The organism is Rhodococcus sp. WS1, from assembly GCF_003797745.1.
Lineage (GTDB): Bacteria > Actinomycetota > Actinomycetes > Mycobacteriales > Mycobacteriaceae > Rhodococcus_F > Rhodococcus_F erythropolis.
In genome coordinates, this window is sequence record NZ_RKLZ01000003.1 from 655822 (window position 1) to 681873 (window position 26052).

25 protein-coding genes are annotated in these 26052 nt (G+C 62.0%); 14 read left to right on the forward strand and 11 right to left on the reverse strand.

The window, feature by feature from the left end; genetic code table 11:
• The first annotated feature begins 62 nt into the window (after nucleotides 1-62).
• Nucleotides 63-992 carry a DMT family transporter gene (locus EEB12_RS27900; RefSeq protein WP_141488891.1) on the forward strand — a complete coding sequence of 310 codons (930 nt, stop codon included), beginning with the start codon at nucleotides 63-65 and terminating at the stop codon, nucleotides 990-992.
• Here the strand turns inward: EEB12_RS27900 and EEB12_RS27905 are convergent.
• Nucleotides 937-1512: a 2'-5' RNA ligase family protein gene (locus EEB12_RS27905; protein WP_223257901.1), complete on the reverse strand. Its 576-nt coding sequence runs from the start codon at nucleotides 1510-1512 to the stop codon at nucleotides 937-939. The two genes, EEB12_RS27900 and EEB12_RS27905, sit on opposite strands and share 56 nt — an antisense overlap.
• On the opposite strand from EEB12_RS27905, the gene EEB12_RS27910 reads away from it, so the two are divergent.
• The 4 genes from EEB12_RS27910 to EEB12_RS27925 all read left to right on the forward strand — a co-directional run bounded on the left by EEB12_RS27910 (nucleotide 1478) and on the right by EEB12_RS27925 (nucleotide 5368).
• Nucleotides 1478-2575, forward strand: coding sequence for an isocitrate/isopropylmalate dehydrogenase family protein (locus tag EEB12_RS27910; protein WP_060939360.1), 1098 nt, complete (start codon nucleotides 1478-1480; stop codon nucleotides 2573-2575). The genes EEB12_RS27905 and EEB12_RS27910 overlap by 35 nt on opposite strands.
• Before the next feature lie 206 nt (nucleotides 2576-2781).
• Nucleotides 2782-3654 (forward strand): ABC transporter substrate-binding protein, encoded by an 873-nt coding sequence (locus EEB12_RS27915; protein WP_024487476.1) that lies wholly within the window; start codon nucleotides 2782-2784, stop codon nucleotides 3652-3654.
• Nucleotides 3654-4610, forward strand: coding sequence for an amino acid ABC transporter permease (locus tag EEB12_RS27920; protein ID WP_019748635.1), 957 nt, complete (start codon nucleotides 3654-3656; stop codon nucleotides 4608-4610). Before EEB12_RS27915 ends, EEB12_RS27920 begins: the two co-directional genes overlap by 1 nt.
• Nucleotides 4607-5368: an amino acid ABC transporter ATP-binding protein gene (locus EEB12_RS27925; RefSeq protein ID WP_019748634.1), complete on the forward strand. Its 762-nt coding sequence runs from the start codon at nucleotides 4607-4609 to the stop codon at nucleotides 5366-5368. Before EEB12_RS27920 ends, EEB12_RS27925 begins: the two co-directional genes overlap by 4 nt.
• Nucleotides 5369-5371: 3 nt before the next feature.
• Here EEB12_RS27925 and EEB12_RS27930 read toward each other — a convergent pair whose 3' ends face one another.
• Nucleotides 5372-6217, reverse strand: a complete 846-nt coding sequence (locus EEB12_RS27930; RefSeq protein WP_007728737.1) for a class I SAM-dependent methyltransferase — start codon at nucleotides 6215-6217, stop codon at nucleotides 5372-5374.
• A 338-nt stretch (nucleotides 6218-6555) separates the two neighbouring features.
• Between EEB12_RS27930 and rpsA the strand changes: the two genes are divergently transcribed.
• Nucleotides 6556-8043 carry a 30S ribosomal protein S1 gene (gene rpsA / locus EEB12_RS27935; RefSeq protein WP_019748632.1) on the forward strand — a complete coding sequence of 496 codons (1488 nt, stop codon included), beginning with the start codon at nucleotides 6556-6558 and terminating at the stop codon, nucleotides 8041-8043.
• Nucleotides 8044-8217: 174 nt separating this feature from the next.
• Here rpsA and EEB12_RS27940 read toward each other — a convergent pair whose 3' ends face one another.
• Nucleotides 8218-8433: a hypothetical protein gene (locus EEB12_RS27940; RefSeq protein ID WP_003944056.1), complete on the reverse strand. Its 216-nt coding sequence runs from the start codon at nucleotides 8431-8433 to the stop codon at nucleotides 8218-8220.
• Nucleotides 8434-8592: 159 nt separating this feature from the next.
• Between EEB12_RS27940 and coaE the strand changes: the two genes are divergently transcribed.
• Entirely contained in the window at nucleotides 8593-9807 is a 1215-nt protein-coding gene (coaE, locus tag EEB12_RS27945) for a dephospho-CoA kinase (protein WP_141488892.1), read from the forward strand.
• A 4-nt stretch (nucleotides 9808-9811) separates the two neighbouring features.
• Here coaE and EEB12_RS27950 read toward each other — a convergent pair whose 3' ends face one another.
• Nucleotides 9812-10330 (reverse strand): DUF402 domain-containing protein, encoded by a 519-nt coding sequence (locus tag EEB12_RS27950; protein ID WP_042952002.1) that lies wholly within the window; start codon nucleotides 10328-10330, stop codon nucleotides 9812-9814.
• Between the two features lie 86 nt (nucleotides 10331-10416).
• Here EEB12_RS27950 and uvrB point away from each other — a divergent pair, with 86 nt between their 5' ends.
• From uvrB to EEB12_RS27965, 3 genes are all read left to right on the forward strand, one after another.
• Nucleotides 10417-12579 carry an excinuclease ABC subunit UvrB gene (uvrB, locus tag EEB12_RS27955; RefSeq protein ID WP_141488893.1) on the forward strand — a complete coding sequence of 721 codons (2163 nt, stop codon included), beginning with the start codon at nucleotides 10417-10419 and terminating at the stop codon, nucleotides 12577-12579.
• A 45-nt stretch (nucleotides 12580-12624) separates the two neighbouring features.
• Nucleotides 12625-13500, forward strand: a complete 876-nt coding sequence (locus tag EEB12_RS27960) for an SCO6745 family protein (RefSeq protein WP_029538185.1) — start codon at nucleotides 12625-12627, stop codon at nucleotides 13498-13500.
• Between the two features lie 188 nt (nucleotides 13501-13688).
• Nucleotides 13689-14141 carry a universal stress protein gene (locus tag EEB12_RS27965; RefSeq protein WP_019748627.1) on the forward strand — a complete coding sequence of 151 codons (453 nt, stop codon included), beginning with the start codon at nucleotides 13689-13691 and terminating at the stop codon, nucleotides 14139-14141.
• A gap of 1 nt (nucleotide 14142) precedes the next feature.
• Here the strand turns inward: EEB12_RS27965 and EEB12_RS27970 are convergent, their stop codons facing one another.
• From EEB12_RS27970 to EEB12_RS27980, 3 genes are all read right to left on the reverse strand, one after another.
• The gene (locus tag EEB12_RS27970) at nucleotides 14143-14604 is read right to left on the reverse strand and encodes a DUF732 domain-containing protein (protein WP_019748626.1); all 462 of its coding nucleotides are present in this window, start codon (nucleotides 14602-14604) and stop codon (nucleotides 14143-14145) included.
• Nucleotides 14605-14687: 83 nt separating this feature from the next.
• The gene (locus EEB12_RS27975; RefSeq protein ID WP_141488894.1) at nucleotides 14688-16970 is read right to left on the reverse strand and encodes a HelD family protein; all 2283 of its coding nucleotides are present in this window, start codon (nucleotides 16968-16970) and stop codon (nucleotides 14688-14690) included.
• Nucleotides 16971-17102: 132 nt separating this feature from the next.
• A complete protein-coding gene (locus EEB12_RS27980; protein ID WP_003944048.1) occupies nucleotides 17103-18035 on the reverse strand; it encodes a DoxX family protein in 933 nt (310 codons plus the stop codon).
• 217 nt (nucleotides 18036-18252) lie between these two features.
• Here EEB12_RS27980 and EEB12_RS27985 point away from each other — a divergent pair, with 217 nt between their 5' ends.
• The gene (locus EEB12_RS27985) at nucleotides 18253-18747 is read left to right on the forward strand and encodes a DUF2716 domain-containing protein (protein WP_258537543.1); all 495 of its coding nucleotides are present in this window, start codon (nucleotides 18253-18255) and stop codon (nucleotides 18745-18747) included.
• Between the two features lie 28 nt (nucleotides 18748-18775).
• Here the strand turns inward: EEB12_RS27985 and EEB12_RS27990 are convergent, their stop codons facing one another.
• The gene (locus EEB12_RS27990; RefSeq protein ID WP_141488895.1) at nucleotides 18776-19462 is read right to left on the reverse strand and encodes an MBL fold metallo-hydrolase; all 687 of its coding nucleotides are present in this window, start codon (nucleotides 19460-19462) and stop codon (nucleotides 18776-18778) included.
• Between the two features lie 174 nt (nucleotides 19463-19636).
• On the opposite strand from EEB12_RS27990, the gene uvrA reads away from it, so the two are divergent.
• Nucleotides 19637-22597, forward strand: a complete 2961-nt coding sequence (gene uvrA, locus EEB12_RS27995; RefSeq protein ID WP_024487477.1) for an excinuclease ABC subunit UvrA — start codon at nucleotides 19637-19639, stop codon at nucleotides 22595-22597.
• A gap of 72 nt (nucleotides 22598-22669) precedes the next feature.
• Here uvrA and EEB12_RS28000 read toward each other — a convergent pair whose 3' ends face one another.
• Nucleotides 22670-23380, reverse strand: a complete 711-nt coding sequence (locus EEB12_RS28000) for an alpha/beta fold hydrolase (protein WP_141488896.1) — start codon at nucleotides 23378-23380, stop codon at nucleotides 22670-22672.
• An 80-nt stretch (nucleotides 23381-23460) separates the two neighbouring features.
• On the opposite strand from EEB12_RS28000, the gene EEB12_RS28005 reads away from it, so the two are divergent.
• A complete protein-coding gene (locus EEB12_RS28005; protein WP_141488897.1) occupies nucleotides 23461-24171 on the forward strand; it encodes a helix-turn-helix transcriptional regulator in 711 nt (236 codons plus the stop codon).
• 5 nt (nucleotides 24172-24176) lie between these two features.
• Here EEB12_RS28005 and EEB12_RS28010 read toward each other — a convergent pair whose 3' ends face one another.
• Together EEB12_RS28010 and EEB12_RS28015 are read right to left on the reverse strand one after the other, a co-directional pair.
• Nucleotides 24177-24593 (reverse strand): DUF1801 domain-containing protein, encoded by a 417-nt coding sequence (locus EEB12_RS28010; RefSeq protein ID WP_019748618.1) that lies wholly within the window; start codon nucleotides 24591-24593, stop codon nucleotides 24177-24179.
• A gap of 1 nt (nucleotide 24594) precedes the next feature.
• On the reverse strand, nucleotides 24595-24963 hold the full coding sequence (locus EEB12_RS28015) for a DUF1844 domain-containing protein (RefSeq protein ID WP_020907885.1): 369 nt from the start codon (nucleotides 24961-24963) through the stop codon (nucleotides 24595-24597).
• A gap of 370 nt (nucleotides 24964-25333) precedes the next feature.
• Here EEB12_RS28015 and infC point away from each other — a divergent pair, with 370 nt between their 5' ends.
• Nucleotides 25334-26026, forward strand: coding sequence for a translation initiation factor IF-3 (gene infC, locus EEB12_RS28020; protein ID WP_003944008.1), 693 nt, complete (start codon nucleotides 25334-25336; stop codon nucleotides 26024-26026).
• Nucleotides 26027-26052 lie beyond the last annotated feature (26 nt).

Here is a 26052-nt window from a genome sequence, read left to right on the forward strand (position 1 = left end):
GCTCTTGCCGGCCGAACGCCCGACACTCGTCACGACGTCAGTCCGCACGGAGACTTCACCCTTTGAGGGCAAGTCTGGCCTTTCAATACACCGCAGCTGCGGTGGTGTGGGGAGCCAGTTTCCTCTTCATGAAGATCGGGCTCGAAGGTCTGTCCTTCACGCAGGTAGTTCTGTGGCGCTTGGTCTTCGGTGCGCTCGCGCTGGTTCTCGTGTCAGCGGTCAACCGGATCGGCCTACCGAGGGAATTTCGTGTCTGGAAGCACCTGGCTTTTCTCGCAGCGACGCAATGCATCGTTCCGTGGCTGCTGTTCAGTTGGGCGGAGCAAAACATGTCCTCGGGACTCGCGAGCATCTACAACGCCACCACGCCACTGATGACTATGGCTGTCTCCCTTGCCTTTCTGCCGGGGGAGACGCTGACGCGATACAAGTCGCTGGGGTTGCTTCTCGGATTCGGTGGGGTGCTGATCGTGTTGGCGCCGTGGAATCTCGGCGTTGGCGGAAGTTTGAGTGCTCAGGTCGCTTGCCTGGGAGCGACTGCGTCGTACGGGATTTCGTTTGTCTACCTCAGGCGTTTCGTGCTTCCTCTCGGCGTCGACACTCGTACGGTCGCGCTTGTGCAGATCAGTATCGGTGCTTTCGTGATGGTTCTGGCCTCTCCGGTCGCCGCAAACACGCCGATGCACCTCACGCCGGCAGTTGTCCTGTCGATGATCGCTCTAGGCGCACTGGGGACCGGGCTCGCATTCATCTGGAACACCAACGTCGTTCAGGGGTGGGGGCCGACTGCGGCGTCCACCGTCACTTATCTCAGTCCAGTGGTGGGCGTCGCTCTCGGCGCAATAGTCTTGGACGAAAGCGTTGGCTGGAATCAGCCGGTTGGTGCGCTGGCGGTGATCGCGGGAATCCTGGTGACCCGACGTGCAACCCGCTCTGTCACACCGGCGGTGTCAGTAACCATTCCGTCTTCTGTTCGCCGTCCCAGCGCCTGATCCCGCCGCTGCGCCCTTGAATCACGTCGGTGCCCAGCAGGGCGATGGCTTCACCCAGACGTGCAGGTTCGACGCGTCGGGCGAGCGTCACATGAGGCGTCCACGCGCCGGGCTCGACGTGGGCGGGAAGTGCCGTCGAGCCAACTGTTGACTCGGCTATTTCTCGGTGCAGGTGAAGGAGTGCACGCGAAGGAACAACCGAGCGCGCCAAGACCATCTGCTTGCCGCCGAACACGACGTAGCCACCCAGCCGGACCTCGAAGTCCGGGGCCGAGAAGCGCCGCACCAACAGTTCGTCGATCTCCGCGGGGATCTCACGGGCGACGAACAGCGTGATGTGCGGACGGTTGGACGGGCTGTGATGAGAGGCCTGACTCGGTAGTCCGGCGTCGGCGAGTAGCTGCCATTGTGCTCGCACTGCCGACTCACTCACCGGATCGAGGAGCAATTCCACCGACTGGACCATGGTGAGCAATGATTGCCTGATGACAGGTGCGAGCGCAATCGGTACTCCGGCCATGCGGCTGGGGCTCATGCACGGCGACGGAATCGGCCACGAAATCGTCCCGGCGACACGGCAGATCGTGGATGCGGCGCTGTCATCGGTTCACGCTCCGCCCGTCGAGTGGGTCGAGCTTCCGCTCGGGAGTACGGCCATCGACACTCACGGCACGCCAATTCCCGACGAAACCATCGATGGGTTGGGGCAGCTGCAAGGCTGGATCCTCGGACCCCATGACAGCGCGTCGTATCCCGAGAGGTTTCGCGGACAACTCACCCCCGGCGGCGTCATCCGGAAAAAGTTCGAGTTGTTCGCGAACATCCGACCGGCAGCAGCATTCCCCGGCGTCAAGGCGATGGTCCCCGACATGGATCTGGTGATCGTCCGCGAGAACACCGAGGGGTTGTACGCGGATCGGAACATGGCAGTCGGCAGCGGCGAATTCATGCCGACGCCAGACATCGCCCTGGCCGTCGGTGTGTTCACCCGCGCTGCATGCGAACGGATCGCACGCACTGCCTTCGCGTTGGCGTCGCGTCGGCGCAATCACGTCACGATCGTCCACAAGGCCAACGTCCTGACACTGACCACCGGCCTCTTCCGCGACGCCTGCCGAACCGTCGCCGCGGAGTACCCCCACGTAGTCGTCGACGACGAGCACGTCGACGCGATGGCGGCGCACCTCGTTCGACGCGGCGGAGACTTCGACGTCGTGGTGACCGAAAACATGTTCGGCGACATTTTGTCGGATCTGGCGGGCGAGCTGTCCGGTTCACTCGGAACCGCGCCGTCGATCAACGCTTCCGAGACGCAGGTCATGGCTCAGGCTGCGCACGGTGCAGCACCCGACATCGCCGGGAAGAACCGGGCGAACCCGACGGCACTGTTCCTCTCGAGTGCGATGATGCTCGACTGGCTCGGTGATGCGCGGGGAGATCGGTTGTTGTCTGCGGCGGCACGCCGCATTTCAGACGCGGTTCGCACGACCATCGCGTCGGGTATCGCGACCGCGGACCTCGGCGGTTTGGCATCGACCAGCGAATTTTCCGAAGTCGTGTACGCGCACACTCTGCGTCGCTGATTCTTGTACGACAGGCCGGAATCTTGCGAAGTCGGCGACGGTGGAACTCCTGCCGTAACCTACCGTTCGACTGAATTTCGGATGGACGTTGCAAGTGCGGCGATCGACGAGTGGAGAGCAGAGTCGTGGTCGATGAAAACGCACGGGCACCAAGGCCACGTGGCGTGGGTTATGGCTCGAGCAGTGGCGGGCGTATCCGCACCAACGTGGTGCGAGTCCTGTTGGTGGGCTTGATCGTCGCACTGTGCGGCGGATGTGTCACCAACAACGAGGGTCTCGTTCCGGAAGGGCCGCCACTTGATGTCCAGAAGGTGCCCGAGATCGCCGCTCTTCTGCCGTCCAAGGTCACGGATTCGGGCAAGCTGCAGGTCGGCGTCAACATTCCGTACGCGCCAAACGAATTCAAGGACGCGGACGGCAACATCGTCGGTTTCGACGTCGACCTGATGAATGCCGTTGCCGCCGTGCTCGGTGTCGAAGCTGTCTTCAACCAAGCCGACTTCGACAAGATCATCCCCGCTATCCAGTCGGGAAGCTACGACCTCGGCATGTCTTCGTTCACCGACTCCAAGGAACGCGAGAAGACGGTCGACTTCGTCACGTACTACAGCGCAGGTATCCAGTGGGCGCAACGGCCGGACAAGCCAGTCGATCCGAACAACGCATGCGGGCTTCGGGTGGCGGTGCAGACCACGACCACCGAGGACATCGACGAGGTGCCTGCCAAGAGCGAGGCATGCGTGGCCGAGGGCAAGCCCCCGATCGACAAGATCAAGTACGACAGCCAGGACGACGCGGCCAACGCGCTCATCCTCGGTCGAGTCGACGCGCTGTCCGCTGATTCGCCAGTGACCGGCTATGCGATCAAACGGAGCAAGGGCCGGATGGAAGCTGCGGGAGAACCCTTTGATTCGGCGCCGTACGGCTGGCCGATCGTGAAGGGTTCCGCCCTTGGGCCCGCTCTGCAGCAGGCAATGCAGTACCTGATCGACAACGGCGTCTATCAACAGATCGCGCAGACCTGGAGTGTCGAGGCCGGCGTCATCGAAGTATCCAAGATCAACGGCGCGGAAAGCTGATGAACATGACAACAACTGAGACCGGCGATCCGGTGCCGATCAAGGCGATTCCACTACGCAGACCTGGTCGTTGGATTGCCGCGGTCGTCGTCGTGGTCCTCTTCGGACTGTTCGTTTACGGCGCGGCGACCAACGAAGCCTTTGCATGGGGGACTTACGGTCAGTATCTGTTCGACAAACGGATCTCCGCTGGTGCGTGGACAACGATCCAGCTGACGGTGCTGGCAATGGTGATCGCGATCGTCCTCGGTGTGATTTTGGCAGTCATGCGACTTTCTCCCAACCCGGTGCTTCGCGCCGCGGCCTGGGGCTATCTGTGGATCTTTCGAGGAACCCCTGTCTACGTGCAGTTGGTCTTCTGGGGCCTGTTCCCGTCGATCTACAAGAGCATCGATCTCGGTATTCCCTTCGTACATCAGTTTGCGCACATCAATCTCCAGGACTTGCAGGCAGCGTTTCTGTTTGCGGTGATCGGTTTGGCACTGAACGAGGCTGCATACATGGCCGAGATCGTCCGTGCCGGCGTGAGTTCGGTCAACGAGGGCCAGACCGAAGCATCTGTTGCATTGGGTATGACGTGGAGTCAGACGATGCGCCGAACCGTTCTACCGCAGGCGATGCGCGTCATCATTCCGCCGACCGGTAACGAAGTCATCAGCATGCTCAAGACCACCTCGCTCGTGACGGCGGTCCCTTACAGCTTCGAGTTGTACGGTCGAGCGCGCGATATCTCGGGCGCCAACTTCGAACCGATTCCCCTGTTGATGGTGGCGGCAACGTGGTACCTCGCGATCACGAGTCTGCTCATGATCGGGCAGTACTACGTCGAGCGTCACTATTCGAAGGGCGCAACCCGAGCACTGACCACACGCCAGCTTCAGGCACTGGCCGACGCGCAAGGAAAAGCTACGGTAGTGGAAACGCTTCCGGATACCCCCGGAGGAGAACGCAAATGACACCCATGGTGAAAGCAGACCGAGTTTGTAAGAACTTCGGCGCACTGGAGGTCCTGAAAGGGATTTCGCTCGAAATCGACCCTGGCCAGGTCCTCTGCCTGGTCGGTCCGTCCGGGTCGGGCAAGTCGACGTTCTTGCGCTGTATCAATCACCTCGAGCAGGTCAACGCCGGCCGACTGTACGTCGACGGCGACCTGGTGGGCTACTCGGAGAAGAACGGCAAACTGTACGAACTCCACCCGCGAGCAGCGGCCAAACAACGCCGCGACATCGGGATGGTGTTTCAGCACTTCAACCTGTTCCCGCACCGCACCGCTCTCGAGAACATCATCGAAGCGCCGACGCAGGTGAAGCGCGTCAGTAAGAAGAAGGCTGTCGAACGAGCGAAGGACCTCCTCGATCAGGTCGGGTTGAGCGCCAAAGCCAACGCCTACCCGGCCCAGTTGTCGGGTGGGCAGCAGCAAAGAGTTGCCATCGCCCGCGCTCTCGCGATGGACCCGAAGCTCATGCTGTTCGACGAGCCGACGTCCGCGCTCGACCCCGAACTCGTCGGTGAAGTTCTCACTGTGATGAAGCAATTGGCCAAAGAAGGCATGACGATGGTGGTCGTCACCCACGAGATGGGTTTCGCCCGCGAGGTCGCAGATCAGTTGGTGTTCATGGACGGGGGAGTTGTGGTCGAGGCAGGCGAGCCCCGGGAACTCCTGGCCAATCCGCAGCACGATCGGACCAAGGCGTTCCTGTCGAAGCTGCTGTAGCCGTCAGGGTTTGACGGCGCTGAAAATTGCAGTGCCCGGAAAGAGTTGGCCGCGCAGGGGACTCCACTGTCCCCATTCGCGATCCAACCACTCCGGCCATTCGGGCTCGATGATGTCGCGCACCTGAAGTCCGGCCGCGACGATCTCACGAACCCGGTCGCCGATGGTGCGGTGATGCTCGACGTAGGTGGGGACTCCGTTGTCATCGACCTCGACATACGGGGTGCGGTCGAAGTAGGGGAGGGTCGCGGTCAAGCCCTTCGGCCCGGGATCGTCGGGGAAGATCCATCGGATCGGATGGTTGACGGCAAAGACCCACGATCCGCCGGGACGCAGAACCCGGGCGACTTCGTTCATCACTCGCTGCGAATCGGCAACGAACGGGACGGCGCCGAACGCAGAACAGACGATGTCGAAACTCTCGTCGGCAAATGGCAGGAGTTCCGCACTTGCCTGAATCAACGGGACTGCCGGTCCGCCGGCATTCATCGCGTCCTGCCCGCGGGCGAGCATCCCCATCGAGATGTCGAGACCGACGGCCCGAGCACCGTGTCCGGCGAGCCATCGGGCACACGGCGCCGAGCCGCAACCCACTTCCAATATGTCTTTGTCGACTATGTCGCCGAGTAAGTGGTGATCGCCCTCGTGCAGCCCTTCGGGGCACCAGACGAATTCACCTTCCGCGCTGTTCACGCCCAGAAACTCGCCGTGGGTTCGGTGGTAATCGTCGGCGTCGGCGTCCCACCACGCACGGCTGGCACGGTCGCTGGCACTGGAATCGACACGGACCCGGCCGACACCGCTGGTGCCGAGAATGGAATTGGCGGCGGCATGGCGCTCGTCAGACATGAACAACACAGTAGAACGGGCGATGCGGGCGCAGGGTACCCGGGTTTGCCCGGCAAGATAGCCGACGCGTAGTCTTACTCACGCGAGTGTCTGTCATCCGACCGATTGTCTATACGGGATCTTTACCAAGGTCTCGGAATCAGTTGGACCGAGGGAGCTCGCGGTGCGCTTCCGTGGTGTGGAATGTGATCCGGTATTCGGTTGTTCGTTATTGATGCAGCTGGGTACTTCGATCTAGTACTTCACAAAAGTACTTCCAACATTTGTACGCCACAGTTGCGCATCTCGTCCGACAAAATCCATCAACCGACCACAACTCGTCCGGAGCAATTCAACATATGCCCTCCACAACCGTCACCTCGCCGCAGGTTGCCATTAACGACATTGGCTCCGCCGAGGACTTCCTCGCCGCCATCGATGCCACGATCAAGTACTTCAACGATGGTGACATCGTCGAAGGAACCATCGTCAAGGTCGACCGCGACGAGGTTCTGCTCGACATCGGTTACAAGACCGAAGGTGTCATCCCTTCTCGTGAGCTCTCCATCAAGCACGACGTCGACCCCAACGAGGTCGTCTCCGTGGGAGATGCGGTCGAGGCTCTCGTCCTCACCAAGGAGGACAAAGAAGGTCGACTGATCCTGTCGAAGAAGCGCGCTCAGTACGAGCGTGCCTGGGGCACCATCGAGGAGCTCAAGGAGAAGGACGAGGCCGTCAAGGGCACCGTCATCGAGGTCGTCAAGGGCGGCCTCATCCTTGACATCGGTCTTCGTGGCTTCCTCCCCGCTTCGCTCGTCGAAATGCGGCGCGTCCGCGACCTCCAGCCGTACGTCGGCAAGGAGATCGAGGCCAAGATCATCGAGCTCGACAAGAACCGCAACAACGTGGTCCTGTCGCGCCGCGCATGGCTCGAGCAGACTCAGTCCGAGGTTCGCAGCGAATTCCTGCACCAGCTCCAGAAGGGCCAGGTCCGCAAGGGCGTCGTGTCCTCCATCGTCAACTTCGGTGCATTCGTGGACCTGGGCGGCGTAGACGGTCTGGTTCACGTTTCCGAGCTGTCTTGGAAGCACATCGATCACCCGTCCGAGGTTGTCGAGGTCGGCACCGAGGTCACCGTCGAGGTTCTCGACGTCGACCTGGACCGCGAGCGCGTCTCCCTGTCGCTCAAGGCAACGCAGGAAGATCCGTGGCGTCAGTTCGCCCGCACGCACGCCATCGGCCAGATCGTGCCCGGCAAGGTCACGAAGCTGGTTCCGTTCGGTGCATTCGTGCGCGTCGAAGAGGGAATCGAAGGCCTCGTTCACATCTCGGAGCTCGCTGAGCGCCACGTCGAGGTTCCGGACCAGGTTGTCGGCGTCGGCGACGATGCACTCGTCAAGGTCATCGACATCGACCTCGAGCGTCGTCGTATCTCGCTGTCGCTGAAGCAGGCCAACGAGGATTACAACGCCGAGTTCGATCCGTCCAAGTACGGCATGGCCGACTCGTACGACGAGCAGGGCAACTACATCTTCCCCGAGGGCTTCGATCCCGAGACCAACGAATGGCTCGAGGGCTTCGACAAGCAGCGCGAAGAGTGGGAGAACCGCTACGCCGAGGCTGAGCGTCGTCACAAGATGCACACCACTCAGATGGAGAAGACCGCTGCAGACGAGGCCGCTGAGGCTGCCACCGCTGCTGCCGGCTACTCCTCGGAGACGGCTGCTGCAGACGATGCTGAGGCTCCGGCTGCTGCCGGCTCCGCTCCGGCAGAGTCCGCTGGCGGATCGCTTGCCAGCGATGCGCAGCTCGCCGCACTTCGCGAGAAGCTGTCGGGCAACGCATAAGGATTACCGCTTGATCTGATCAAGCGAGATCTTTGAAGAACCCCGCCCCTGCACTTGCAGGGGCGGGGTTCTTTTCTCGGTCAGGTACCACTGGCGCGCGAAGAACTCAGTGAGTGAACACAGAAATGACCGGCACCGTAGGGTTGCCGGTCATTTTGTGCTTCGTGAAAAAACTCAGTTTGCGGGAGCAGGCACCCAGTAGGTGGCGGTCGCTTCGGCTGTGCGCTTACGCATCGATGCGAAGCTGTGTCGGCCTTGGCTCACGAGCATCGTGAACCACGTACGACGGTGCTCTGCCAGGGCAAAAGCAACTTCGGGAAACTCTATGCAGTGCACGCCGTTCGGCATTCCGAGGCGGTGCTGACCGTGATGGTCGCGATCTGCTCGCATGGCGTCCACTTTCTCGAGAAGGTGCAGGTACAGGTGCGTTCGCTAGAACATAACCGCACGGTCACCGAAATTGTGGTATTTGAGCCTCGAACGCCTCGGCGTGTTCGATCGGTAGGCGTGTCTCAATCTCTCGGGCGCGGAGATGAGAGACTGTCGAGTGTGTTGAGAGTAGGCCTCACTGGAGGCATCGGAGCCGGTAAGTCGACAGTGTCGAAAATCCTCAGCGAACTGGGAGCCGTCATCGTCGACGCCGACCTGATCGCCCGAGAAGTGGTCGAGCCCGGTACTCCTGGCCTGGCCGCTCTGGTCGATGCATTCGGCGACGGGATTCTGTCGGAGGACGGCAGCCTCAACCGCCCCGCGCTGGCCTCGTTGGCGTTTGCCGACGACACGTCACGCGGAACTCTCAATGGCATCCTCCATCCACTGATCGGTGCGCGGACGATGGAGCAGATCTCGTCTGCGCCGTCGGATGCAGTGCTCGTTCAAGACATTCCGCTGTTGGTCGAGGGTTCGATGGCGCCGGCGTTCAACCTGGTCGTCATCGTCTACGTCGACGAGGAGGAACGAGTTCGACGCTTGGTGGGCTCACGCGGTATGCCGGAATCCGACGCTCGTGCGCGCATCGCAGCGCAGGCACATGACGATCAGCGTCGTGCGGTTGCCGACGTGTGGCTCGACAACAGCGGAGAGCCGGGTTCACTCGACGACGTGGTCCGCGACCTGTGGGCGAATCGACTTGTACCTTTCGAGAAGAACCTCCGCGAGCGCACGGTAGTACGTGCACTGCCGGAGCTGGCTCCAGCTGACCCGTCGTGGCCGGCACAGGCCGAACGGATCATCGGCCGGTTGTCGCTGGCGTCCGGCGACCGCGCGCGCCGTATCGATCACATCGGATCGACCGCGGTGCCTGGTCTCGATGCCAAGGACGTGATCGACATTCAGATCACTGTCGAGCACCTCGGCGTTGCCGACGACCTCGCGGAAGATCTGGCCGCTGCCGGGTTCCCCCGGATCGAGCACATCGTCGCCGACGACCCGAAACCGTCGTACCTCGGTGGTGAAACCGATCCGGCGGTGTGGGCAAAGCGGATTCACGGCAGTGCCGATCCAGGGCGCCGCGCGAATATTCACATTCGGGTGGACGGTTGGCCCGGTCAGCAGTTCGCGATCCTCTTCCGCGACTGGCTTCGCGCCGATGCGTCGGCGCGTGCCGAGTATTCAGAACTCAAGGTCAAGGCAGCCGAGAGTGCCGCAGGCATCGACGACTACGCCGCTGCGATCGACGCCTACCTGGGAGTCAAGACGCCGTGGTTCGACGCCGCTTTCCACCGGGCGTGGGAGTGGGCCGAGAAATCAGGCTGGTCCCTCTAACCGCTCAGCGCCACGTGACCGGCATGCCCACCGAGGTGAGCCAGGCGACGAGATCGTGACCGTGGGCGGCGATGCCGTCGATAGCGCGGGCGGCGTTCAGCATCGCGCGCTCTGACGTCTTCGGGTCGAGAATCCCGGCGGTGTTCGCCTCGAGCAATTCGTCGACGTCGAGCAATTCGATGCTGCGTCCGGTCTGCACGATCAGGTCGAGGTAGTGGTCCTCGGAGGTCCAGACATGCTCACCGCGGGTGAAGTCGCCGATGTCGACATAGAAATCCCAGTCTCGGACATGTTCCGGGGTGAAGTGCAGGATCGACGCCCGAATTCCGAGTTCGGGAATGATCCAGGACTCCAGGTAGTGAAACCGGGGATGGTCGGCGTGGCGCGCCATGTACAGCCCCCACGGTTCTTCGCGGTAGTGCTCGACCGGGCGAACGAAACCCTTGGGATCGACGTTGGTGCGAGCTGCGATGTCGAAGGTTTCGACCTTCGGCCGGTGAATGTGGGGACGTTCCTCGCTCATGGTCGAAGAACCTACCGCCGAAGTGCATTTTCGGCTGAACGCGGACGAGCAGACATTGTGTCGGTGGGTGCGCCTACCCTGGTTTCATGGCGTTTGCTTCCGAACATCCCGTGGTCGCGCATTCCGAGTTTCGGCCGGTTGGTGACATCGAGCGCTCAGACGCGCGCTTCGAGGTCGTCAGCCCGTACGAACCGGCAGGCGATCAGCCGGCAGCTATCGCCGAGCTTGAAAAACGGATCAATGAGGGAGAGAAGGACGTTGTCCTCCTCGGTGCGACCGGTACCGGTAAGTCCGCGACAACAGCGTGGTTGATCGAAAAGCTGCAGCGCCCGGCTTTGGTGATGGCTCCGAACAAGACCTTGGCGGCTCAGCTCGCGAACGAGCTTCGGGAAATGCTTCCCAACAACGCGGTCGAGTACTTCGTCTCGTACTACGACTACTACCAACCCGAGGCGTACATCGCCCAGACGGACACTTACATCGAGAAGGATTCGTCGGTCAATGACGACGTCGAGCGGCTTCGCCACTCGGCAACGTCCAGCCTTCTGTCACGACGGGATGTGGTCGTGGTGGCCTCGGTGTCGTGCATCTACGGCCTCGGTACACCGCAGTCGTATCTCGATCGCTCGATTCAGCTCGACGTCGGTGTCGAGGTACCGCGCGACGCGTTCCTCCGTCTGCTCGTCGACGTTCAGTACAACCGCAACGACATGGCGTTCACGCGAGGTTCGTTCCGGGTGCGCGGCGACACGGTCGAGATCATTCCTTCCTACGAAGAGCTGGCGGTCCGCATCGAATTCTTCGGTGACGAGATCGAGGCGCTGTACTACCTACATCCACTGACCGGGGACATCGTTCGCCAGGTCGACACGGTTCGCATCTTCCCGGCGACGCACTACGTCGCCGGTCCTGAACGCATGGAGCGTGCGGCCAAGGACATCGAGGCGGAACTGGAAGAGCGGCTCGCGGAACTCGAGGGCAAGGGCAAGCTTCTCGAAGCTCAGCGTCTGCGCATGCGAACGCAGTACGACCTAGAGATGATCAAGCAGGTCGGATTCTGCTCCGGCATCGAGAACTACTCGCGCCACATCGACGGCCGTGGCCCTGGAACTGCCCCCGCAACTTTGATCGACTATTTCCCCGAAGATTTCCTGCTGGTCATCGACGAGTCACATGTGACCGTTCCGCAGATCGGCGCCATGTACGAGGGCGATATGTCGCGCAAGCGCAACCTGGTCGAATTCGGATTCCGGCTACCGTCGGCAACCGATAACCGCCCTCTGACTTGGGAAGAATTCAGTAAGCGGATCGGTCAGACCGTCTACCTGTCGGCGACACCCGGTAAGTACGAGTTGGGTCAGTCCGGCGGTGAGTTCGTCGAGCAGGTGATTCGCCCGACCGGATTGATCGATCCCGAGGTCATCGTCAAACCCACCAAGGGGCAGATCGACGATCTCGTTCACGAGATCCGTGAGCGTGCCGAACGTGACGAGCGTGTGCTGGTCACGACATTGACCAAGAAGATGTCGGAAGACCTGACCGACTACCTTCTCGAACTCGGAATTCGCGTCCGGTATCTGCACTCGGATATCGATACACTCCGGCGAGTCGAGCTGCTCCGGCAGCTCCGCCTGGGTGAGTACGACGTGTTGGTCGGCATCAACCTCCTGCGTGAGGGACTCGACCTCCCCGAGGTGTCGCTGGTCGCGATCCTCGATGCCGACAAGGAAGGCTTCCTCCGTAGCTCCACCAGCCTCATTCAGACGATCGGTCGAGCGGCTCGAAATGTGTCCGGTCAAGTGCACATGTATGCGGACAAGATCACCGCATCCATGGCGCAGGCCATCGAGGAAACCGAGCGGCGGCGCGAGAAGCAGGTCGCCTACAACGAGAAGATTGGCGTCGACCCACAACCTCTACGCAAGAAGATCGCGGACATTCTCGATCAGGTGTACGAGGAGGCAGAGGACACTGCGGCGTCCGTGGACGTCGGTGGTTCGGGTCGCAATGCGACGCGTGGTCGGCGTGCGCAGGGTGAGGCCGGTCGTGCGGTCAGTGCCGGTGTGTACGAGGGGCGCGACACCAAATCGATGCCTCGGGCCGAATTGGCAGATCTGGTCAAGGAACTCACCGATCAGATGATGAACGCTGCACGCGACCTTCAGTTCGAGTTGGCTGGGCGATTGCGAGACGAAATCTCGGATTTGAAGAAGGAGCTCCGAGGGATGGACGCCGCGGGTCTCAAGTAGGTCGCCTCGCGTGGGTTCGTGCTCTCGACCGCTACGGTTTCAGGTATGGATGCACAGACTGCAGGCAAGACCGCGCGGACGCTCGAACTTCTCCACTCGTTGGCGTACTTCGTCCCGGAGACGGAGAAGGAGCTTGTCGGCGTCGGGTTGGAGCCCGGCCGAATGGTGTACTTCGCGGGGCGATCAGCACCGCTCGGCGCTCCACCCGCGACTGTCGTCACGGCCACCTTCTTCAACTTCAATCCCGAACTGATCGCCAGCGTCATCCCACGTGCCTGGGAATTGGCAAGGCCCACAGAGGTTGTCGCCGCGCGGTATCGGGCAATCGACGCGGCGTACGTCCGCCTGTTCGGTGCGGACGTGACAGGATCGGCAGACATGGCCGAGGCCGCCGAACTCGTGTCGATCGCGGCTCAGAACATCCCCGGAGTGGACGGCCGCCCCCTGTATGCGGGTTGGGCGTCGCTCGACTGGCCGACCGAACCGCACCTGCGTTTCTGGCACGCGCTTACACTGCTGCGTGAGTATCGCGGCGACGGCCACATTGCGGCTCTTCAGACCGCGGGATTGAACGGCCTGGACGCGTTGATCACGCACACCGCGACGGGAATCGGGTTTCAGCGTAAGTTCGCGCAGACTCGCCGCGGATGGTCGCAGGAACAGTGGGACGAGGCCGTCGAGAGTTTGAAGGACCGCGAACTGCTGGATCGTTCGTCCGGTGCACTGACCGAGGACGGGCAGGAACTGCGTGACGTCGTCGAAGACCTGACTGACGACCTCGCTTTGGCTCCGTGGGATGCGCTGGGTGAGGAGGGTGCCAAGCGGTTGCTGGAATTGGCGACGCCGTGGCGTACCGCCCTGGTCGAGCAGGAAGTTTTTCCGGCGGCGCTGTTCGGGCCCCGCTTCGGCAAACTTCGCTGAGTGGTCACCGCCGGACAAATGTGTCTGTGACGAAGAATCACATTCACTGTGGGCTTGTGGCGTGTACTGCAAATAACACTATCCGCGGCACAATCCCGCTAATGTCAGCGCAGCGGTTGTCGAGCGGGCGCAACAGCGTTGCGCTCGGTGCCGGCCGTACCGTCCGTCCCGTAACCATGGAGGAATGAATGAGTGCCTACCGGACCGTTGTCGTAGGAACCGATGGCTCCGAGTCGTCACTGAAGGCAGTCGACAGAGCTGCCGCCATTGCCAGTGGCTCGGACGCTCAGCTCGTCATCGCATGTGCGTACTACCCGGCTGATCCCAAGGACGTGAGCGCTGCCGCTGATGCGTTGGGTAACGAGGCCTACCAGGTCACCGGTTCCGCTCCGACCTACGAGATCCTTCGCACCGCTCGTGAGCGCGCACATGCCCAGGGTGCCAAGGATGTTGTCGAGCGCGCTATCGTCGGCGCTCCCGTCGAATCGCTTCTCGCTTTGCTCGACGAGGTCAAGGGCGACTTGCTGGTCGTCGGAAATCGCGGATTGAACACACTGACCGGGCGTCTGCTCGGATCGGTGCCTTCCGATGCGGCGCGCAAGGCGACATCCGATGTCCTGATCGTGCACACCGTTCGCTGACCTACCGGCAGTAGTCGGCCTCGGCCGCATCGACGAACACTTCAGCCAGCTGATCGGCGCTGGGGGGCGTTGTCGATGCGGCCGAGTCGTTTCCGGTGGTGACCATCGGTTCGCTCGCGCCGTTCAGCGATACCGTCCGCAGATTCGCGATGATCATCGCTCGATCCGTGCCGGCCGCGAGCTGCTGGCAGACACCGTCACCGAGCGCCTGCAACATGTCGTCGGAAAAGGCTGGCTTGACCCCGGTAGATGCAAGCGCCGCCCGCAGCCGTTCTGCATCGTCTACCGGTTTTTCGGTCGGTGCGGCGGCAACGGCAGCGATGTCGTCGCTGCCTGCAGCAGCCGTTGAACTCGAATCATCCTCTGAACAACCGGCTGTCACCGCCGCAAGCATCCCGACACCGATCACCACGCGAGCGATCTTGCGGAAGGGTGCGGCGGAACTTGCGGGCAGGCCAAGCACGAGGGGTCATTCCTTCAGTCGTCGACACAAATTGGGGTGACACCACGATTCGTGGTGTCACGCACGAACCTACTCCGTGAGGCTCACGAATCGAAGGCCAACTCTGCTGCCGCGACGCCGTCGAGAACCGCGGGGAGCGACTCGACGTGAATGATGCCGAGCCTCTGGGTAGCGCGGGTCAACGCGACGTAGAGGTCGTTCATTCCGCGTGGTGACTCGTCGAGAATGTCGGCAGGTTCGACGATCAACACGGTGTCGAACTCGAGTCCCTTGACGTCCTTGACCGACAGGACACTTACAGTCTCACTCGCAATGCCCGCCAGAACGGCAACGACCTCGGAACCGGCGATCACTGCGGTGATACCGGGATGCGACTCGGACTCGATGCAACGGCGCACGGTCGATTCCAATTCTTCGGCCGTGGTCTTGAGTGCCCACGGCGCGAATCCGCTGTCGCGTACCGACCGGGGCACGGATTGCTCCGGGTCGATCTCTTCGAGCACACGGTGCGCGACATCCATGATCTCCGAGGGAGTTCGGTAGTTGACGGTCAGTTCGGTGAGCTTCCAGCGCTTGGCGACGTAAGGCTCGAGAATCTTCTGCCAGGACGAGGTTCCCGCGGGATCACCAGTCTGAGCTGTATCGCCGACCAACGTCATCCAGCGATTCGGTATGCGCCGCATCAGCATTCGCCACGCCATTTCGGAGAGCTCTTGGGCTTCGTCGACGATCACGTGACCGTAGGTCCAGGTTCGGTCGCCGGCAGCGCGTTCTGCCGTGGTCTGGCGCTGGCCCTGATCGTGGCGCTGGGCGAGTTGGCTGGCGTCGATCAAGTCGTACGCCATCAAGATCTCGGGATCCATCTCGTCTTCGAGATCCTGTGGTGCAGAGCCGGTGAGGATGTCGAGGGCGCCCTGGGCGTCGGCGATCTGCGCGCGCCATTCACGTTGTGCGCGTTCGCGTTCGGCGGCATCGTCGACTCCGAGGATCTCGGCCAGTTCATCGAGGAGGGGAGCGTCTGCCGCACTGAAACCCGGTCCGACGCTCTGCAGAAGCTCGTCGCGTTGGGCGTCGTCGAGTTGCGGCGCTGCCTTGGCCAACCTCGCCGGAGAGGTCCACAGTTCCGCGAGGATTTGCTGGGGCGACAATTCAGGCCACAGCTTTCCGATGGCGGACATGATGTCCGCGTCCTCACGCATCTCGTCGCGAATGTCGGCGATGTCGTCCCGACTGAGGAGTGAGCCGCCGTCCACGAGGTTGCCGCCGATGAGTTCGGCCATCTGCAGTGCCAACGCCTCGATGACTGCTGCCACGAAGATCGGGCGCGCCAGGTTGTGTGGGCGACGCGACGACCGAGCACGTCCGCGAGCCTTCGTGACAGTCTTGCGATCCAGCTTCAAGTCGTACGTGTCGAATCGAAGGGTGATCGGCTTCGACGGGACTTCCTGCCGATCCCGGACGGCGTTCTTGAGTACGTCGAGGATCGCGAGGGAACCCTTGATCTCACCGGCGGCGAGGGAATCCGTACGAGTCGCACGCACTCCGGGGTACAGGTCCCCGATCGTCGAGAGCAGAACTCCGGTCTCACCGAGTGAAGGAAGGACCTGGCTGATGTAGTCGAGGAACGTCGCGTTCGGCCCGATGATGAGAACACCGGCCTTGGCCAGTTGCTGGCGGTAGGTGTAGAGCAGGAACGCGGCACGGTGAAGTGCTACCGCGGTTTTGCCGGTACCCGGACCGCCCTGGACCACCAGAACGCTTTTGTGCTCGGAGCGGATGATGGCATCCTGCTCACTCTGAATGGTCTCGACGATGTCGTTCATCTGACCCGTACGCGCTGCGTTCAGAGCGTCCAGGAGTGCGCTCTCACCGGCGACGCCGCCGGCTTCGGTCACCACGCCGGCGGCTCGGGCAGCGTCGAGGTCCAGGTATTCGTCGTTGATTCCGGTGACTGTTCGGCTCCGACTGCGGATATGGCGTCGTCGCTTGACGCCCTCAGGTGCCGCGGGCGTCGCCAGATAGAACGGTCGTGCCATCGGAGCTCGCCAGTCGAGCAGTAGCGTTTCGTAGTCGTTGTCGGTGTCCAGAATGCCGAGTCGGCCGACGTAGCGTCGCTCGTCGTCGAAGTCGATGCGTCCGAAACACATTCCGTTCTCGGCTGCGTCGTACTTGGCGAGATCCTCGGTGTACATGGCATTGAAGGATTCGCGTTCACTGCGTGCTTGCGGGGTTCCGCCGGTCTCGAGGAGGACCGTGCTCAAGCGAGTTTGGGCATACTTTCGAAGATCGTCGAGACGGGAGTACAACATCGTCACGTACTGCTGCTCGAGCTCTTGCTCGTTCAGTGACGGGTCCGCGTCGGGCAAAGGATCTCCTAGGCTTGATGAGAAATTCACGCGCTGCAAAAGCGCCAAGACAGTCTAGTTCCCCCAGATGAACTGCCGCATAGATACAGGTCAGGCCACCCGAAGGTGGCCTGACCGTGTTTTTCGGTGCACTCAGTGCGTCAATTCGTCCTTCTTGGCGCGAGCCTTTTCGAGCGCCTTCTCGGCGCGCTTTCGGGCACGCTTACCCAGCACCTCGGTCTGCTCCGACGCCGTTTCGGCCCACTCGTTGCTCTTTTCGAGCGCGAGTTCGGCGAACTCAGAGCTGCGCTTGCTCGCCAGCTCTGCCAGTTCGGCGCTGCGCTCGCGTGCGGTCTCGGCCAGTTCGGAGCCGCGTTTCTGCGCGACTTCGAGGATGTCCGGGCCGCGTTCTTTGGCGACCTCTCCGAATTCCGCGGCACGCTTGCTCGCGATCTCCGCGAACTCGGAGCTGCGCTCCTTGGCAAGTTCGAGCCAATCCGTGCCGTGCGCCTTCGCGGTTTCGGCAAGTTCGGAACCGCGTTCGGAAGCCACCGACAGAGCGTGTTCGACGCGATCGCTCGTGTGATCGGTCTGCGATGCGACCAACGGAAGTGCCGCGGCGATAGACGCCTGAGCCTTCTTCGCGGCACGGCGACCACGCCAGCCGAGCGACGGCTTGCCCTCGGTGTCGACGGACGCGATCATCAGTCCGCCGAGCAGGCTGACGTTCTTGATGAAGTTGGTCCGCTGCATCGCTCGCAGTGACGGATCGGTTTCGTTCCAGAAGTCGTGACCGGCAAGCGTGGTCGGTACCAGGCTCCCCGCGAGGACCAACGACGCGAGACGCGGCGCCTTGCCGGTGGCCAGCAGGGCACCGCCGCCGATCTGGACGGCGGCGTTGATCTTGACGAGTGTTTCCGGATCAGCAGGCACCTTCTGCGTCACTGCTCCTGGCAGCGTCTCGACGGATTTGTCGATCAGCGGTGACGCTTTGGCTGCTCGCTGAGCGGGGTTGCGCAAAGCATCGATTCCCCCGGCGATGAAGATCGTGGAAAGCAGTGGACGAGCAATTCGACGTACCAGCATGTTTCAAGCCTCCCGATGTAGGTTCGTTTTCCACCCTAGCGATCTCACAAGGAATTGGTCCGATTCGGCGATCCCGCGCCGCTCGACCCGGTTGGCGGATTCCTGGTCGCCGAAGCGCGCTGTACTGCGTCGATGACTTCTCCACCGATCCGGACACATCGTTCTGAAGTATCCGTTACCGCGTATCCGCATACGGCGTGTTCGAAGGTGTCACACAATGCGCACCGATCAACCACCATGGTGCGGTGACCACGAAGGTATCGCTGAGCCGACGCCGTCCGTGGTCTTCGATTTGGGTACGGTGCCAGCTGCGACTCCAGGGGCGTGGGCCGCTCGAGTTGATGCGATCAACGCCGAAGCGTTGCGCTGTTTTGTCATCGATTGGAACGACGATCCCAACTTTGTCGTCCTGGACTGGCAGCATCTGGGCTACACCTTCGACGCGGAGGCGCATGCTGCCGCGAAAGAGTTGGCGGAGTGGCGTGTCCCGATCTATCCGAACGGCGACTACTACATATTCAGTCGTGACGACTTCACGGAAGGGACCTTCGGCCATCCGTGGGAACGCACGCTGTGTGTGTTCGGGGAACGGATGGTCGAAGGACTCGGCCGGACTCTGTCGACCTGGCTTCCGCGACTTCGCGTCGACGCTGAACAGGTCGACGGTGAACAGGTCGACGATGAACAGGTCGATAGTCAGGAAGTCGGCTAGCAGGGTCCAGTACGGAGCTAGCGGAACGTCACCAACCGCGCTCGCGCCATTCCGTCAAGTGCGGGCGCTCGGTACCCAGCGTCGTGTCCTTGCCGTGCCCGGGGTAGACGACAGTCGCGTCGTCGTACCTTCCGAACAGCTTGTTTTCCACGTCGTCGAGCAGGGAAGTGAACTTCTCGGGGTCGGCGGTCTTGCCTACGCCGCCGGGGAAGAGTGAGTCGCCGGTGAAGAGGTGAACCTGCCCGTTCGGTTCGGTCAGAGCCAACGCAATGGAACCGGGCGTGTGGCCGGACAGGTGAATGACGTCGAGGCTCAGATTGCCAACTGTCACCTTGTCACCGTCTTCGAGGAGTACGTCCGGGGTGACGGGAAGGACATCCGCGTCGAGAGGGTGAGCGGCGGTCGGCACCTTGGTGGCAGCGTGGACGTCCTGCAGAGCCAACCAGTGATCACCGTGTTGGTGGGTGGTGACGATGGAATCGAAAACAGGTGCTTCCTGTTCGATGAGCGCAATGATCTTCTCGGCCTCGTTGGCCGCATCGATCAGGAGAGATTTCCCGGTCGCGGAACAGACGACGAGGTAAGTGTTGTTGTCCATGGGGCCGACCGACATCTTCGTGATGACGGCACCGTCGACTGTGCGCCGCTGAGGGGCAGAATCGGGGGAGACCTGACCGGTGTAGGAGTCGTCGATCACGATGGGCTGATTCGTCATGAAACGCAGGCTACCTTCGAATAGGGGCAGGTAGAGCGATGGGCTCGCCTGGTGAGAAAAACGTGTCGGTGGCTCGGCTTACGATGACGATCGCTCGAGGACTCGCGTTTGCGAGGCCACTCGAGACTTCTCCGGGGGGACGGCCCCGGACGATTGACAATGAAGGGAATTGGTGTGGCGGATCGCCTGATCGTGCGGGGTGCGCGTGAGCACAATCTGCGAGGAGTCGATCTCGACCTCCCGCGAGACAGCCTGATCGTCTTCACCGGGTTGTCCGGCTCCGGCAAGTCCAGCCTCGCGTTCGACACGATCTTTGCCGAAGGTCAGCGTCGCTACGTCGAGTCACTCTCGGCATACGCGCGTCAGTTCCTCGGTCAGATGGACAAGCCCGATGTCGATTTCATCGAGGGTTTGTCGCCGGCGGTGTCCATCGACCAGAAGTCGACCAACCGCAACCCCCGTTCGACGGTGGGCACGATCACCGAGGTCTACGACTACCTCCGGCTCCTTTATGCCCGCGCAGGTTCGGCGCACTGCCCGGTGTGTGGTGAGAAGATCGCACGTCAGACGCCTCAGCAGATCGTCGACCAGGTGCTCGAGATGGAGGAGGGCATCAAGTTCCAGGTCCTCGCACCAGTGGTCCGTACTCGTAAGGGCGAGTTCGTCGATCTCTTCGATCAGCTCAACACCCAGGGCTACTCGCGCGTGCGCGTCGACGGAGTCGTCCATTCGCTGGCCGATCCGCCGAAGCTCAAGAAGCAGGAAAAGCACGACATCGAAGTAGTGGTCGACCGATTGCAGGTCAAGGCGAGCTCGAAGCAGCGCCTGACCGACTCGGTCGAGACCGCACTTCGATTGGCCGAAGGCATCGTGGTCCTCGATTTCGTCGACCGTGAAGAAAATGCACCTGATCGTGAGCGTCGTTTCTCCGAGAAGTTGGCCTGCCCGAATGGCCACGCACTCGCGATCGACGATCTCGAACCGCGCTCGTTCTCCTTCAACTCGCCCTACGGCGCCTGCCCGGAATGCACCGGCCTCGGTATCCGCAAGGAGGTCGACCCGGATCTGGTGGTTCCCGATCCTGACCTGAGTCTCGAAGACGGTGCAATCGCGCCGTGGTCGATGGGTCAGAGTTCCGAGTACTTCGGACGCCTGCTGTCCGGCCTCGGCGACATTCTCGGATTCGACATGAAGACGCCGTGGAACAAGTTGCCGGCGAAGGCCCGCAAAGCAATCCTCGAAGGCAGCGAAGAGCAGGTGCACGTCCGGTACAAGAATCGATACGGCCGTACCCGTTCTTACTACGCGGAGTTCGAAGGTGTGATGCCGTTCTTGCACCGCCGGCTCGAACAGACCGAATCCGATCAGATGAAGGAACGCTACGACGGGTACATGCGCGACACCCCGTGCCCGGCGTGTGGTGGTGCTCGCCTGCGCCCCGAAATCCTGTCGGTAACTATCGCGGCGGGAGACTTCGGCAGTAAGTCCATCGCCGAGGTCTGTGAACTGTCGATCTCCGATTGCGCGGATTTCCTGAACAGCCTCACTCTCGGCTCGCGTGAAGAGGCAATCGCGGGTCAGGTCCTCAAGGAAGTTCAGGCGCGCCTCGGCTTCCTGCTCGACGTCGGCCTGGAATACCTTTCCCTCTCGCGAGCCGCTGGCACGTTGTCCGGTGGCGAAGCCCAGCGAATTCGCTTGGCAACGCAGATCGGATCCGGACTCGTCGGTGTGTTGTACGTGCTCGACGAGCCGTCCATCGGGCTGCACCAGCGTGACAACCGGCGACTGATCGAAACCCTGACGCGCCTGCGCGACCTCGGCAACACGCTGATCGTCGTCGAACACGACGAAGACACGATCCGTACATCCGACTGGGTGGTCGACATCGGACCGTACGCCGGCGAGCACGGCGGCAAGGTCGTCCACAGCGGACCGTACGAAGAACTGCTGACGTGTGAAGAGTCTTTGACCGGGGCCTACCTGTCGGGTCGCAGCTTCATCGAGGTTCCGGCCATTCGTCGGCCGGTGGATCGCAAACGTCAGGTCACGGTGGTCGGAGCTCGCGAGCACAATCTCGACGGCATCGACGTGAGTTTCCCGCTGGGTGTTCTCACCGCTGTCACCGGTGTCTCCGGTTCGGGCAAGTCGACGTTGGTCAACGACATTCTCGCGACCGTCATGGCGAACAAGCTCAACGGTGCACGCCAGGTGCCTGGCCGTCACACACGAATCAACGGTCTCGATCAGCTGGACAAGCTCGTGCAGGTCGATCAGTCTCCGATCGGCCGGACTCCGCGATCGAATGCGGCGACGTACACCGGTGTGTTCGACAAGATCCGAACCCTGTTCGCGGCCACCACGGAAGCGAAAGTCCGCGGTTACCAGCCCGGCCGATTCTCGTTCAATGTCAAGGGCGGACGCTGCGAAGCGTGCTCCGGCGACGGAACCTTGAAGATCGAGATGAACTTCCTGCCGGACGTGTACGTGCCCTGCGAGGTATGCCACGGCGCTCGGTACAACCGCGAAACGCTCGAGGTCCACTACAAGGGCAAGTCGATCGCCGAGGTACTCGACATGCCCATCGAGGAAGCCGCCGAGTTCTTCCAGCCGGTCACCTCTATTCACCGGTACCTCAAGACGCTGGTCGACGTCGGACTGGGCTATGTCCGACTGGGTCAGCCGGCTCCGACCCTGTCCGGTGGTGAGGCGCAGCGCGTCAAGCTGGCCGCCGAGTTGCAGAAGCGGTCCACCGGTCGCACGGTGTACATCCTCGACGAGCCCACCACGGGTCTGCATTTCGAGGACATCCGAAAGCTCCTGATCGTGATCAACGGTCTGGTCGACAAGGGCAACAGCGTGATCGTGATCGAGCACAACCTCGACGTGATCAAGACGTCGGACTGGGTCGTCGACATGGGGCCCGAAGGTGGATCCGGCGGCGGAACCGTTGTGGCGCAAGGTACACCGGAGGACGTTGCCGCGGTCCCCGAGAGCTACACGGGCAAGTTCCTCAGTGAGGTTCTCACCGCACAGCACGCGCCCGTCAAGGCCAAGCCGATCACCAAGAAGCGTGCAACGAAGGCAGTTGCCGCAAAGAAGGCGGCGCCACGGAAGAAAGCTGCTTCCGTGAGCTAGTAGAAGGTGAGCAAGTAGCAGTCGGTCAGTGATGCCGGGTCGGAATCCGATCCGGCATCACTGCTTTGTCGATCAGGAAGCGGCGGCCCCGAGGATCACCTGGGCGACGTCTTCGGGGCGCGACCACATCGGCCAATGGCCGGTCGGGAGGTCGACGTACGTCACGGGGAGTTTCGCCAGTTCGGCGGCCATCGGATGACCTCCGTCGGCCATCTGGGCAATCACCGCGGACGGGAACGTGCTGCAAACGACGGTTGACGGCACCTGGTAGCGCTTTTCGTTCGTCAGGACAATCGGCTCACGCGCCGGCCCGGCCGGTTCGGGGACGGCGTTGGCGCGAAACGCCTCGAGAGCCTTCTCGTCGAGTCCTTCGAGGCTGCTGCCGTCTGCTTCAAGTTCTGCCCACGTCGGCAGCGGTATCTCGACGACGTCAGCCGCCAGATCCGGTCGCAGCGCCGCGCCGTCGGGCATGGGACCTGAATCGACGTAGACGATCCGCGCGACTCGATCCGGGATGCGATCGGTTACCGCGTATCCCACCGGGCCGGCGCCGCTGTGTACGACCAGGACCGTACGTTCGTCTGAATCCGATACAGCGTCGATGACTGCGCGGACGTGGGCGTCGAAGGTGATCGCTGATCGATCTGCATCGACGGCGTCGAGTCCGGGCAGCGTCAGGCTGGTCACACGGGTGGTGTCGGAGCGCTCGAGGTGGGGGAGTACTGCATCCCAAGCCCATGAACCGAGCCAGAATCCGGGAACAAGAACGATGTGAGTTTTCATGTACTTACAGTGCACCCGGGTTGGTGACAACAGAGTGTCACCAATTATGTCACCGTTTGGTATCGGAATCTGAGACACTGGTGAACGTGAATCGAGCTGCGAGATTGCATGCTCTCGTCGAGGAACTTCGGCGACAGGGCGATCGAGGGACTACGTGCTCCCGATTGTCCGAGGAATTCGGCGTCACCACCCGGACGATCAAGAGGGATATCGAGACGCTGATGATGTCGGGTGCGGCGATCGAAGCGCGCTCAGGTCCCGGAGGTGGATACCGACTCGTGGGTCGCGCCACGCTGCCGCCGGTGAATTTCACTGTTCCGCAGGCAGTTTCGATCGCGTTGGCTTTGACGGCGATGGGTGTTGCTCCGTTTGCGCCGGATGGGCGAGCAGCGCTGGCGAAACTGCTCGATGTGATGGACGAGGAGAGTCGTCGCAAGGTCGCCGAGCTCGGTGGCCGCGTGTGGATTCGCGGTGACGGCGGGGTTCTGACGGATTCGCGCGCGAACCGGCAGGCCGTCGAGCAGGGTCTCGAACAGAGTCGAGTCGTGTCGTTGCACTACGTGGATGGGGACGGTGCGGAGACGGTGCGGGCAGTTGAGCCGCACATTCTGGCGCAGGACCGTGGGCAGTGGTTTCTCATCGGCTGGTGTCGCCAGCGCGACGCGGTGCGGTGGTTTCGACTCGATCGAATGCGTCGGGCCACGCTCACGAACGATCACTTCACACCACGGGATTCGACCCTGTTCGGCCAACCGCCCGAAGACGCTCGGCCTGTAGCCCCACGAAGGTGACCTGTTCAGTCGATCATGTTGCGGGCTGCGGCAACGGAATCCGCGATCAGTTCGGTCAGGACTGCCATGTCGACGTCGCTCAGCCGTTTGACGTACAGGCAGCCCTTGCCGATCTTGTGCTTGCCGAGGCGCGCCAGTGTGTCGGTGTAGTCGTCGAAGTTCAGCGACAAATACAACGTGAGCGCGGTGGCCCTGGGGGAGAACCCGATCAGTGGGGTGTCACCTTCGTGGCCACTCGCATACCGGTAGTGCCGTGCCCCGAAACCGATGATGCTCGAGCCCCACATGACGGCAGGCTCGCCGGTCGCGGCCGACAGCAAGGAGATCAACTCCACGCTGTCGGCACGCTTGCGGTCGTCGACGCGTGAAATGAATGCGTCGACGTCCTCGGGCGTCGGTTGAGTTTTGTTGGCGGTTGCCAACTCAGTAGACCGGACCGGTGAACTTCTCGCCCGGTCCCTTTCCTGGCTCGTCCGGGTGCGAGGAGGCCTCACGGAATGCGCGCTGCAGGGCTTGAAGGCCTTCACGGATGGGTCCGGCGTGGGGGCCGAGGTATTCGACCGACGCAGTCACGAGTCCGGCAAGCGCCGTGATGACTCGACGAGCTTCGTCGAGGTCCAGATAGGGACTGGAAGACGGATCGGCGTCGGAGAGGCCGAGTTTTTCGGCAGCCGAACTCATCAGCATCACTGCGGCGCGGCTGATGACCTCGACCGCGGGAACTTCGGAGAGTTCGCGGACGTCGGGGTTCGCGCCGTCGGTGTTCTGATCTGCCTCGAAGTTCTCACTCATGGTTGTAAGGATTCCATCAGGCTGTGGTCGTGTTGAATCGGGCCTCTCCCGGCAGCACTGGGAGCGGGACCGATTTCTTTCATCTGTGGCGACCTGTTACTCTTGTTGCAACGACCGCCTCCGACTTGTTCGGGGGCAGCAAGTGGAGTCCGACTCCCACCTCTGCGCGGCAGGTAAAACTGCGGTTCAGTGGTTCCGGTCACCTGTTATCGGAGATCAATTCTTCGTCAGGTTCCTCGCTCAGTCGAGGAGATAGGTTTCGGCGTGAGCTGGATCTTATGTGATCGGTCGACATCGGGCCCCGCGGATGAGCAATCATCACAGCGGGGCTTTTTTGTTGGGGTGCGGGCGGTACGGGCTGCGTGCGGTCATGAAGACCGCACCGTTCAACCTAGGAGGCCCCATCAGCACTGAGACCCGCATCAACGATCGTATCCGCGTTCCCGAGGTTCGTTTGGTCGGACCTGGCGGGGAACAGGTAGGCATCGTGCGTGTTGAAGATGCACTCCGCTTGGCCCTTGAGGCCGACCTCGACCTGGTCGAGGTAGCTCCTGATGCCCGTCCACCGGTCTGCAAGATCATGGACTACGGCAAGTTCAAGTACGAGGCTGCGCAGAAGGCACGTGAGTCACGTAAGAACCAGCAGCTGACGGTCATCAAGGAGCAGAAGCTCCGACCCAAGATCGACGACCACGACTACGAGACCAAGAAGCGCAACGTCGTTCGCTTCCTCGAAGCCGGTTCCAAGGTCAAGGTCACGATCATGTTCCGCGGACGTGAGCAGTCACGCCCCGAACTCGGCTACCGCCTTCTGCAGCGTCTGGGAGCAGACGTCGCAGATCTCGGATTCGTCGAAACCTCGGCAAAGCAGGACGGCCGAAACATGACGATGGTCCTGGCACCGCACAAGGGCGCCAAGACTCGAGTCAAGGCGCAGGAGAGCGCTCAGGCGCCAGTGGCTCAGGCTGCTCCGCGTCCGGCTCCGGCCGCACCGGCTTCCAGTGAAGCAGCTCCGGAAGCACCGGCGACCGGCGATGCCGCTCCCGAGGCTCCGGCCAGCTAGTCGATTTCCCAAGATCCACCACGTAA